Source organism: Stieleria sp. (assembly GCF_041595215.1).
Classification (GTDB): domain Bacteria; phylum Planctomycetota; class Planctomycetia; order Pirellulales; family Pirellulaceae; genus Stieleria; species Stieleria magnilauensis.
Genome location: NZ_JBFHKV010000150.1, coordinates 1 through 11291, shown reverse-complemented (window position 1 = coordinate 11291; position 11291 = coordinate 1). Strand labels below are relative to the sequence as shown.

Here is an 11291-nt window from a genome sequence, read left to right as displayed (position 1 = left end):
GAAATGCCCCAAGAAGCTTGCCGAGATCCGCGAGCGGCTGAGCAACATTTCCTGGTGGATGCGTCTGTTGAATCAGCGAATCGCTCAACGCGCCCACATGGAAGACGACACGAGGGGGCACTTTTTCGAAGGACGCTTCAAAGCCGTTCCGTTGGTCGACGAAGAGGCTGTTTTGGCCTGCTCGGTCTATGTCGATCTGAATCTAATCCGTGCGTGCCTTGCGGAGACGGTCGAGCTGAGTGACCATACGTCGGCACAACGGCGGCTCGAATCGATCCAGGCAATACAGCAAACTCCACCGGACCAATCGAACGCGCAAATTGATAACAAAACACCAACCGGCGTTCCGCAAGTTCGCCGTGCGGACGGCTTTCTGTCACCCGTGAATCTTCACGAGGCGACCGCTCCTGTTGGACCGCAGCCGAGCAAAACGAATGCCCGCTGTAGCGATAAAGGCTTCCTTACAATGAGCGAAGAGAACTACTTGGAAGTGTTGGACTGGAGCGCTCGTCATTTGGCTGCGGGCAAACGAGGCTGCACTCCGAAAGGCTATCCGCCAATTCTGGAGCGTCTTGGTTTATCGCCGACGCTTTGGTTGTCGCTCGTCGCAAACTTCGGCAGCCTATTTTCCACCATTGCGGGCCGACCGGAGCGTCTCGATAACGAGCGGACCAAGCAGACAGGCCGTCGTTTCTATGTGCCCAAGCAAGCCCGCGACCTATTCGGGCAAGCGGCTTAGCAAGCCCGCCTACCAACGATCCCGTCAAAGGAATCGAACCACGCCGCTGACGTCGCTTGGGAAACGTAAACTGCGACCGCGGGGAGCAACGCAAACGTGGTGAATCACCCAACGGCTGAAGCCGGGTGTCCAACTTGACGGGCTGCTGGTCACCGGCCGGCAAATCGGGGTGGCGTCGTGATCTTTCATGGCCCATCGACTGATTCAATGCCGCAAGCCAACTCCGTCGCATCGTCAGAGGGAGTTTTCGATGACTCAAAGGCGAGGCCAACTGAACAGAAGTCACCACTGGGGACAGACCCTGCTGGCGAAGAAGTCACCACTGGGGACAGACCCTGCTGGCGAAAAAGTCACCACCCGGGACCGACCCCGCTGGCGTGGATGATTTTAGGTCGTCAATCCTACCTAATCCACAGATGGAACAACCCAGACGTTGATCTTCTTTTTATTCGAGGGATCGATTTGGACATCAAAATTGTAGAGACCTAACTGGTCGATGGGTTGCGGATCCGCCAGGAGCTGGTCCGGGGTCAGAATGTAGTCCAGTTCTTGATTGATCGCGGCGACCAAATCGTTTGCCGCCAACGGTTCCAGCAGACGGCCCTGATCATTGGTACGCTTCTCAATCGTGACACTTGGAGTGACGTTGCGATCTCGAACGCGATCCGACTTACTCGGCAATCGCCGACGCCATTTTGACGGTGTCAGGGTTTCCAACGAGTAGTCAACGATGTTGTTGCTCGAAAGATACTCATCCAGCGATGTGAGAAGGACAGGCGTGCCGCCCATGTGGTTTACGACAATGGTCAGCTGGCCCCGACTAACATATTTCGGCAGCATTGCGGCGGGAACGACCTCACCTTTCGGGATGACATAGAGTGTGCCGGAACTGTTCAGTGCAAGTTGCAGGGCATAGGCCAGGGCGTCCATTCCAGTTGAATTCACCGCTTCTGCTTGACACCAGTCGGTGACGCCAGGGAAATCAGCCGGAGAAAGGGTGCCGTCGAGCAATCTCTTTACGACCGGAAATTGCTTCGAGTCCAACTTCAACTGATGAAGTCGAGCGAGAGAGTTTCGTGGATCCATCGATTCCATGACGTTCCACAAATCATCCGGTTCAGGATCGCACCTTTCCCGTCTGGAAAACAATGACTTAAGCCAACCTATCATGGTGACCTCCATTGGCGGTTGGATTTGACAATGATTGCAATCAGACGACTCGATCGAATATAGCATGTCTTGATTCCTTTCGTCTGTTCTGAGATTTCGACGTTCCAGTAGACCTATCAAAGGATAGTGAATGACGGGGTCTGTCCCGGAATCTAACTGGATGGTTGTCCCAATCGGGGTCTGTCCCCGTGCCAACCGGGGTCTGTCCCCGGATGATTCGGATCTGAACACACGTGAATCTTGGGGTCTGTCCCCGGATGATGCGGGGTCTGTCCCCGGATGATGGGATGGTAGGGGTCTGTCCCTGGGTGGTTGGTGATTGCTGGGGCGACTGGTGGTCAGGCGATGGGGTGTGAATTTGCAAAAATTCGGTGATTCCTTGTCGATTTGGACCACGATGAATCGAGAATCTGGAAACAATCAGTCACTGCACTTGCCACTGGCCGGACGCGTTCGTTCAACAGTCACTCTATCGGATCGGTAGGAATCACGTATGTTTGCCAAACCACAAGCCGAACACACCTGGCTGGATCAGTTGCTCGGCGACTGGAGCTTTGACCATGACTGTCAAATGCCTGATGGAAACACTTCAACCGCGTCCGGCAAGATGACATGCCGCTCGCTGGGTGGACTCTGGCTGGTCTGCGAAAGCAGCGGTGACGCGCCCGACAGTGGCCCATGGTCGTCAATCATGACGCTCGGATTTGATCCGGCAAAAGACCAATACGTCGGCACGTTTGTCGGTTCCATGATGGCCAACCTCTGGCTGTACCAGGGCGCACTGGACGCGACCGGAAAGCGACTGGTGCTCGAGACGCTCGGTCCAAGCTTTGACGGCGGTGGGACCTGCAACTATCGCGACACGATCGAAATCACCGACGCTGACCATTGGCGGATGACCAGCGAGTTGCAGACCGGGACAGGCGAGTGGGTACGATTCATGACTGGAAAACACGCGCGTGGCTGAAAACCGATGACACTGCTTTACTACGATCCGGTTTTTCAAGAGCACGTCACGGGAGACCATCCAGAAAACGGTGACCGGATTCTTCCGGTGGTTCGGCATTTGAACTTTGTGGCACTGGACAGCTGTTGTCGTCGGCCCGCTTGGGAGCCCGCCTCGCTGGAGCGTCTGCGTTATGTGCACACGCCAGACTACGTCGACCTGATCCATCATTTTGCCGCCAGCGGTGGCGGCTACATCGAACCGGATACCGTCGTCAGCGTGCGGTCGTACGACGTCGCGCGGATGGCCGCCGGGGCGGTTTGTGATGCCGTCGCACGCGTGATCAGCGGCGAAGACAAGAACGCGTTCTGTCTGATTCGTCCGCCGGGACACCACGCGATGCCGGACCACGCGATGGGGTTTTGTTTGTTTAACAACATCGCCGTCGGGGCCCGTGTTGCCACGCAAGAGCTAGGGATCGAGCGGGTGCTGATCGTCGACTTCGACGTGCACCACGGCAACGGAACACAAGCGATGTTTTGGGAAGCGGCCGATGTCGGCTTTCTGTCGATGCACCGGTCGCCCTTCTACCCGGGAACCGGTGCGGCTGACGAAATCGGCGCCGGCGCCGGCACCGGAACCACGCTCAATCTGCCGATCACCTACGGTACGCCACGTGACGAGCAACTGCGACTGTTCGAACGTGAAGTCAAACGCTTCGCCGCGAAGATCCGACCTCAACTCATTCTCGTCAGCGCCGGCTTCGACGCCCACAAGGATGACCCCATCGGTTCGTTGGGCCTGGAGAGCGATGACTTTGGTGTTCTCACGCGTTGCCTGCTGGACGTCGCGGAAGAACACACCGACGGAAAACTGGTCAGCGTCTTGGAAGGGGGATACAACCCAGATGCCCTGACCGATTGCGTTGGGATTCATCTGGAAGCCTTGCTGACAAAAGCGTGCTGATGTGACACAGTGCGGACGCCGAATCATTTTGTCGCCGGCCTCAGCAAATTCTTCATCATGCTTCGCCAGCGGTGGTCGAACTCAGTACGACGAGACCGCATCGAGCGATTTCGAGCCGGCATCGTGCACTTCAGAACATTACTGATGCAGATCTCTCGAAGTGCCCCAGGTTATGACCGGCAACCGTTCCGGACCGAATCGCCTTGCTGCCAGCCGATTTGGCATGGGTGTTGCCGATCAACCGCTGTGGTGCACGGTGTCACACGACCACGCGATTTGCCATCAACCTGAACTCCACGCAGCACGCGACGATTCTGATCCGTGAGGAGCAAAATGAGCTCGAATATTAGCGAACCCCTGTCGAAAATCTTTGACGACTGGTTGAGCGAAGACCGCCGAATGCACGAATCACTCCGCGAGATCCGTGACTGGATGACGGAGGTTGAACAACTCGGCATCCCCCATTTCGGTGAGACCGCGAACCGGCTGCTCCCCTTGCGTGAGCGTTTGCAAAAGCATTTTCAGCAGGAAGATGAAATGATCACCCGGCTGGCGGAATCGCTGGCCGAGCCCTCCGCGGACTTTGACCACTTGCGGTCTCAGTCGCTCAACGATCACCACTTGCTGGGCGCCCATTTGGACGACTTGGTGGATCGCCTCAGCGAGACGGATCCACCTTTTTCTTCATGGCAAGCCGCGATGAAGCAAGTCCAGGGTTTTATCGATCGAATGGAACAACACGAGTTGACCGAAACCCGGGCGATCGAAACGCTGCTTCAAAAGCTCCGCTGAACCAGCGGCATCGAAATCAACAGGCCGGCGGTTCGATCCTCGGTGCTCTTTCGATTCTTGACGTGACATTTCAAACATTGTGAGGCCAATCGAATCGGGCCGGCAAATCGATAACGTTCCGCTTGCACGGCTTCATGCATCGGCTTGCCCGACTTGAGCGCCCTCACCGCGTCCTTTTCAAACTCGTCTTCGGGCTGGTGATCGACGTTGACGACATCGGTTTCGACGATCAACCATTTCAATTCGACGTCGTAACTTTCCGACATCGCATGAAAGACGTCTTCGAGCGAAGCCGAAGGGATCGCGTGCGCATCGTCCTCGTCAAAGAAATCGCGATGGACGACTTGCAGCGTTCCTCGAATCGCCTCATGCAGCAACTTGGCTCGGGCACGAGCCTCAAGCATCGTTGTCGGCGCGGGGAATGACGTCGCCGATGAAGTCGGATGCGAATCGTCAGCGGACAGCTGCTTGGGCACTCCGAGCCGCATCGATACGCCCAACGAACCGAGCAGGATCGAGACCAAGACCACATTTCGTTTCATGCCAGTTTCCGTCCACAACGCCGCTGCGTCATGCGTTGGTCCCAACGCGTCACGCCCAACCGATCAAAAGATGCATACGCCGTACAGCTTTCTAAGGTTTTACCGGGTGTCTGTCAATCGCGACGTGTGATGCGTCGCATTGCCGGTCTTGACATCGTAGTGGGACGTCAGTTGGGGAATGTCCATCAGATTGCGCGTTCGTCAATCAGATAAACAGGGAGCTGAAAACGTGGTGCACCGGCGTTCTCGCGTTGCACCCACATCGTCTGTCGATGCAACAGGCAACGAATTTGCTTTTCAGGCGTCGCGGAGATCGCGAATCTGGTCGTGACCGGCTTTGATTTTGGCGAACTGTGCAGTCAAGACGTCATTCATTGCGCCGCCGGCGGTTTCTTTCAATACGGCTTGGTAGGCTTCCTTGATGTGATCTTCGCCGCGTTCGGCTTCATTCAATATTACCTGCGGATCGCCATCGTTCAGTTCGGCGCGGATGTCCATCCAGAGGCGATGGATCTTGGCGGCAACACTTCCGTCGTCCTGGGCCTTTTCGCCGCTGAACTCGACGTACTGTTGCAATTCCCTCGCCATCGCGGCTCGCTCGTTGCCGATGCTGCGAAAGAGCGCCGCAAGCTCAGCATGTTTGAGCTTGTCGGCCGCTTCGTGAAAGCCTGCGTACGAATCGAGATTGGCTTGAATCAATTTCTGCAACTTGGCGATTGTGATGTCGCTCAGGTTGGTCTTCGTTTCAAGATTCATGGCGTTCTCTTCGACGTGATTCGAATCCGCGTGACGAATCATCGCGCGGCAGGCAAAACGGTTGCATCGGACGTGCCGATCCCCAATGGTTCGGTCTCGTGCGGCTGAGGCATTAGCGTTCGTCGGCAAACATGGCCTTGTACAATAAGACCAGCCCGATTGCGGCGGCGAGCAGGAAGAAGATCGTGGCGAGTACCGGGTAGCCGAACAGCTGGGCACCCGTCTGCATCCGCATGATCAGGGAGGCCCCGACGATCATGGCCGCGACAATCAATCCGGATGTGATTCGGTTGGCGATTTTTCCCAGCCCCGCCAACAAAGCCGCTTCGTCGATCGCATCGACATCGACACGCAGTTGATTCTCGGCCAGCAAGCGAGTGAATTCGTTCATCCGAGCAGGCAGATTGGACGCCAAGGCTGCGGAATCCAGCGCCGCGGCCGCGATCTGGCTGACACTCAATTGTTCCTTGGCGCGGTCGGCCAACAGTTCGAGCGTGTAACCTCGAATGATCGCCTTGGGGTCTTGGTCGGGATTCAGCTGTGCGAGCGTCGTCTCGAGTTGCAAAAACGCTTTGCTCAGCAAGATCATTTCGAACGGCAACACCAATCCGTGACTGCCGGCGACATTGAGAAACTCAACCTGGGTGCGTCCCAAAGACATTGAATCAAACTTGCCGTCACCGGCCGACGCAACGACTCGCGACGCCGCGGTGCGAAACGCTTGGGCATCAAAACCGACATCGGTCTGGCCGATCCGGTTTGCGATCGCAGCGGCTCGTTCACCTTCACCGGCACTAAATGCCAACAACAACGCAGCGATCTCGCGACGAAGCATCGGCGGAAGGCTCACGACCATCCCGCCATCGAGCAGACCGATCTTTCCACCCTCGTGCAAGATCAGATTGCCGGGATGCGGATCGGCATGGAACAAGCCGTCGATCAAAATCTGTTGGAGGTAGGCCCGTACCAACTCGTCCGCCAGGGCTGTCGTGTCCACTTCGTTCAGCACCACGCCGCTGACATCCTTGATCGCCGGTCCGGACAGATACTCCATCACGAGCACTTCGCTACAGACCATCTGCGACACCGGAAGCGGGACACGGATTCGGTCAAACGCTTTCAGGTTCTCAGCCAAATGCTGCAGATGGTTGGCTTCTTGGCAGTAGTCCAGTTCGCTTTTCAAAGCGTACTCGACGGCGCCGACGAGCGAACGAAAACGAAACTGTTTCCCGATCTCCGTCTTGTCGTCGACCATTGCGGCCAGTCGCTTTAAACTGCCGAGTTGCTCGGTGGCTTGCTGAGCGATACCCGGGCGTCGAAACTTGACCACCACTTCGCGGCCGTCATGCAATGCCGCTCGGTGAACTTGCCCGATCGAAGCGCTGGCCAGTGGGGATCGATCGAAGCGGCTGAACAAGACGGATGGTTTGGCACCAAGCCCTTCTTCCATGATCGCTTCGAGTTCCTCCACGGATACCGGTTCGACGTCGTCTTGCAGTCGCCCGAAAGCGTCCACGTATTCGGGCGGCAGCATGTCCTGTCGGGTGCTGGCGATTTGGGCGAGCTTGATGTACGCCGTGCCGAGTTGTTCGATATCCCGCGCACATTCTTCGGCAGCCTCCCGAGCCGTCGCGCTTTTACAAGAGCCGTCGGCATCGTTCTCCTTCTTTGTCCAGCCGAGTTGTTCGGCAAGGTCATGGCGCCCATGCTTCCACAGCAGCACAGAGAGTTTGGCGTAATGAACACTATCGGCAGGCAGTGTGGTCAGCATGTGAGTTGATCGGTGGTAGACGCAGAAGGCCCCGCAACAATGACCCTGATCGGGCGAAACAATGGTCCTGATACGACGGACAGCAGGGATCAAAGCCACTACGGGGAGCAAACGGTATACCGAGCGATCGATGGCCAGCCCTAAAGTGAGTCAAGAGCAAAGTCTGGTGCATGACCAACCAGCTTGGGCTTTCAACGACCAATCGAAAGGCATCTCGCAGAGACGGTCGACGGTATATCGATTGAATCGACTGGCCCTTGAGGCTTTTGGGACGCTACTGGCGATGGTTCGCAAACGGATGGTTGCGCAACCAAAGACGGGTCGCGATCATCTTCAACGTGACTCGCAATTGCGGAATCGAAACCGGCTTGGGTAAGAAGTAGGTGTCCTCGTACTGCGTGGTTTGGACCAAGATCGCACGATCGGGCAAGCTGCTGATCACGACGACGGGCAACCCTTGTAATCCTGGATCATCTGAGCTGCGGATCGCTTCCAACAGATCAAACCCGCTCCACACCGGCATCTCGACATCCGTAATCACCACGTCGATCGGATGTTGCTGCAGCAGGTCAAAGGCGTCTCGGCCATTTCCGGCTTCAAGGGTCGCGACATCGAGTTGCCGAACCGTGCGATCGACGATCGCTCGCATTGCTTCCACATCATCGACGATCAGCGCGGTCCGCACTCCCAACGACGTCAGCGATCGAACCGGTCCATGAAGAGAAATCGGTTTAATCATCCGGCGTTCCTGGAATACGGTGTTAGGTCAGTCATGCCGAATCGTCACGCGTTAGGATCAAGCCGCGTTAAAAGCTTTGCCAGTTCATGTCGCCCCTCGAGTGGAATTGACGAGAGAGCCAAGATCGATGACAGCCCCCGTCTCGATTCGGCGCTGCATTCTTGAAATGAGCTGCGAGGGATGGGTCGCAAACGATATGCCGAAAACCGTGCTGCGCAGCACGGCATCACCCCGATCCAGCTTATTGCCCGGTCAAATTGGCCGAGAGTGCGGATCGATCGGTCAGACGCATCGAGCGGACTGCCCCCCGATCGATCACATCGAATGGTCCCCAATCAGCGAGCACGAACGCGAGTGCGTCACTGGGCTGCTGGTCACTGGGCTGCTGGTCACTGGGCTGCTGGTTACTGGGCTGCTGCCTTCGCGACCGCCTCGGCAACCGCGGGGTTCTTGAACGTCAACGTGCGATAAGGGAACGGGATTTCAATGCCAGCACCGTCCAGCTCGCGTTTGATCGCCTCGACCACTTCGTCTCGACTGCGTCGGATGTCGACCGGCTTGGATCCCGTCCACCAGGCGACTTCGAAGTTGACGCTGGAACTGGCGAATTCTTGGGCGAACACTTCCACCGTCCGCTTGCCCAACACCGAATCACAGGACAGCACGGCCTGTTTGATGACCTCACGCGCCTGTTCGACGTTTTCATCGTATGCCACACCGCAAATGATCCGGACGCGGCGTTGCGGTTGGCTGGTCAGGACGTCGACGTTGTTTTTAAACAGCGTCGCGTTGGGGACGACAGCCAATTCACCATCGAGTCTCTGGATCATCGTATTTCGAATCGTGATTTGTTGGACTTTGCCGGTCAGGTCGCCGCACGTGATGAAGTCTCCGCGATCGAAGGGGTAGCGCCACAAGATCAAGATGCCGGCAAAGAAATTCTCGAAGATATCTTTGAACGCAAACCCGATCGCAACCGACCCGAGTCCGAGTACCGTCAGTGCTTTGGAGGGGGTCATGCCCGGAAAGGCGACCACGGTGGCGACCAGAAGGCCGATGATCCAAATGATGATGGTGGTGAACTGGTAGACCAAGTCCTTCAAGCTGGCCCGGATGCCACGCTGATCGAGCACCCGATGCACGGTCCAACTGGATAGTTTGGCAAGCAACCCGGTCAGCACGACGATCACCGCCGCGGCCAGCAACAACGGCGACCGCACCAGGAAATCCGTCCATAAGGTATTGAGCGATCGCGCCACAACGTCCCGCGTCGATTCCAAATCCATCTGCTGATCGACAGCCAGCTCGTTGATGACGGCCACGACGTCTTCTGTCTTACGGGCAACATTTTCTGCCCACTGACGGTGCTCCTCGGAGTCCGCGCGCCCCTTCAAGGTCACGATGCCGCTGTTCAAGTCCACGTCGATCTCGGTCAACCAACCCGCCTTCGCCGCAGCGTCATAGATCATGGACAACCGCTGGCGGATCGAGGCATCATCGGCAACGCCCTTCACCGCGACGGTCTCAGCGGGGCCGTTGGCTTCGGTGGTCGACTCGGACGTTGCAGCGTCCTGCACCTGCTGCAGTGAATCCATTGGATCTTGCGCAGACACGGGGGCGACGGAACCTTGCCCGACCGACGCGAGTACGAGGAGAAGGATCGCAAGTCGGACGAATGCCATGATGAGGTTGTTCGGGTGAGGAGTCCATTTTCGTAACCATGCAGCGACGCAAAAGCCGCGACGCAAAAGCCGCGACGCAAACCGCGTTCCAACGCTCGATCGGCGGCAGACGCGATGACACACGGCCGCAGCGGTGGACGATTTCCGTCCAGCTTGGTTCCTGCCGCCCCACCGTCTGGCCCAATCCGGGCGCCGAAACGGACATTTTGCCGCTGAAAGACGATTGGTCCGCGATATGCGTCGTGGAGTTGAAACAGCCCGATGACGGGATTACAGCGAGTTTCATCAATGGAGGAAAATTAAATGGTCAATCGACAAGAGCTCAAGGGTCAGTGGAACGAAGTCAAGGGACGCTTGAAAGAACATTGGGGCCAACTCACCGAAGACGACTTGCAGCGCGCCGAAGGGTCAGCCGATCAGTTGGTCGGTGTTGTCCAGCAAAAAACGGGGGCCAGCCGCAGCGAAGTCGAATCGTTTCTCGACAACGTGCTCAACGGAAGCTTTAGCGATCGCGCTGCCGAAAGCGTTCAACAGTATGCCGAAGCGGCACAGGCTGCGGCCACCGATGCGGCCGCCTACGCCCGCGAGAATTACCGCCGTTTGGCGTCACAGTCGGGCGAATACACCGCAAAAGTCGCCGAGACGGTTCGCAGTCGCCCCGCCGAGTCGCTGGCGATTGCCTTCGGTCTGGGGATCGCAGCCGGTGCGTTGTTCTTCATGGGGAACAAGAAATAGTCATGGCCACCACGCTTGCCACTGAAAAACAGGCCAACGCGATCAAGCAGCGGATGGCGGAGATTCGTACGGAGTTGCCTTACGATGTCGACGACGCCCGCATGCGTGTGCGTGAATTGACCGACTGGAAGTATCACATGGCGCGTCACCCGCTGCCGCTGTTGGCGCTCGCCGCAGGTGTCGGCTACTTGCTCGTCCCTTCCAAATCGAAACCGGCGGCCGAGCCGATCATCATTCACCAGGACTCGCATGGCAACACCACGAAAGAATGTGGTGCAGCGCCGGCTCCCGCGAAGCGTGGCTTCATCGGTGGAATCATGGGAGCCGTCACCTCGCTCGCCTTAAAACAACTCACGACGGTCGCCTCGCACCAGATCAGTCAACTTCTGACCAAACCAAAAACACCATGATCGCTCCTCCATTCCCGTCGCGCCCCCTGGAAGATGAACGGTT

At 57.3% G+C, this 11291-nt stretch carries 12 protein-coding genes; 6 read left to right on the top strand and 6 right to left on the bottom strand.

The features are described from left to right. Positions 1 to 97 precede the first annotated feature (97 nt). The gene (locus ABX749_RS08275) at positions 98 to 739 is read left to right on the top strand and encodes a hypothetical protein (protein ID WP_372895563.1); all 642 of its coding nucleotides are present in this window, start codon (positions 98 to 100) and stop codon (positions 737 to 739) included. A 405-nt stretch (positions 740 to 1144) separates the two neighbouring features. Here ABX749_RS08275 and ABX749_RS08270 read toward each other — a convergent pair whose 3' ends face one another. Beyond that, positions 1145 to 1921 (bottom strand): hypothetical protein, encoded by a 777-nt coding sequence (locus ABX749_RS08270; protein WP_372895562.1) that lies wholly within the window; start codon positions 1919 to 1921, stop codon positions 1145 to 1147. Between the two features lie 481 nt (positions 1922 to 2402). Between ABX749_RS08270 and ABX749_RS08265 the strand changes: the two genes are divergently transcribed. From ABX749_RS08265 to ABX749_RS08255, 3 genes are all read left to right on the top strand, one after another. Beyond that, entirely contained in the window at positions 2403 to 2876 is a 474-nt protein-coding gene (locus ABX749_RS08265; protein WP_145221777.1) for a DUF1579 domain-containing protein, read from the top strand. A gap of 6 nt (positions 2877 to 2882) precedes the next feature. Then, complete coding sequence (locus ABX749_RS08260) at positions 2883 to 3821, top strand: histone deacetylase (protein WP_372895561.1); 939 nt, start codon at positions 2883 to 2885, stop codon at positions 3819 to 3821. 333 nt (positions 3822 to 4154) lie between these two features. After that, entirely contained in the window at positions 4155 to 4613 is a 459-nt protein-coding gene (locus tag ABX749_RS08255; RefSeq protein ID WP_372895560.1) for a hemerythrin domain-containing protein, read from the top strand. Here the strand turns inward: ABX749_RS08255 and ABX749_RS08250 are convergent. From ABX749_RS08250 to ABX749_RS08230, 5 genes are all read right to left on the bottom strand, one after another. Continuing rightward, positions 4598 to 5155 (bottom strand): DUF3365 domain-containing protein, encoded by a 558-nt coding sequence (locus tag ABX749_RS08250; protein WP_372895559.1) that lies wholly within the window; start codon positions 5153 to 5155, stop codon positions 4598 to 4600. The two genes, ABX749_RS08255 and ABX749_RS08250, sit on opposite strands and share 16 nt — an antisense overlap. 297 nt (positions 5156 to 5452) lie before the next feature. Beyond that, positions 5453 to 5911: a PA2169 family four-helix-bundle protein gene (locus ABX749_RS08245; protein ID WP_372895558.1), complete on the bottom strand. Its 459-nt coding sequence runs from the start codon at positions 5909 to 5911 to the stop codon at positions 5453 to 5455. A 112-nt stretch (positions 5912 to 6023) separates the two neighbouring features. Continuing rightward, complete coding sequence (locus tag ABX749_RS08240; RefSeq protein ID WP_372895557.1) at positions 6024 to 7682, bottom strand: ABC1 kinase family protein; 1659 nt, start codon at positions 7680 to 7682, stop codon at positions 6024 to 6026. Positions 7683 to 7956: 274 nt separating this feature from the next. Then, positions 7957 to 8421 (bottom strand): response regulator, encoded by a 465-nt coding sequence (locus tag ABX749_RS08235; protein WP_372895556.1) that lies wholly within the window; start codon positions 8419 to 8421, stop codon positions 7957 to 7959. Positions 8422 to 8825: 404 nt separating this feature from the next. Beyond that, positions 8826 to 10016, bottom strand: a complete 1191-nt coding sequence (locus ABX749_RS08230; protein ID WP_372895555.1) for a mechanosensitive ion channel domain-containing protein — start codon at positions 10014 to 10016, stop codon at positions 8826 to 8828. A 390-nt stretch (positions 10017 to 10406) separates the two neighbouring features. On the opposite strand from ABX749_RS08230, the gene ABX749_RS08225 reads away from it, so the two are divergent. Continuing rightward, the gene (locus tag ABX749_RS08225) at positions 10407 to 10838 is read left to right on the top strand and encodes a CsbD family protein (protein WP_372895554.1); all 432 of its coding nucleotides are present in this window, start codon (positions 10407 to 10409) and stop codon (positions 10836 to 10838) included. A 2-nt stretch (positions 10839 to 10840) separates the two neighbouring features. Beyond that, positions 10841 to 11248 (top strand): hypothetical protein, encoded by a 408-nt coding sequence (locus ABX749_RS08220; RefSeq protein WP_372895553.1) that lies wholly within the window; start codon positions 10841 to 10843, stop codon positions 11246 to 11248. Positions 11249 to 11291: the final 43 nt, after the last annotated feature.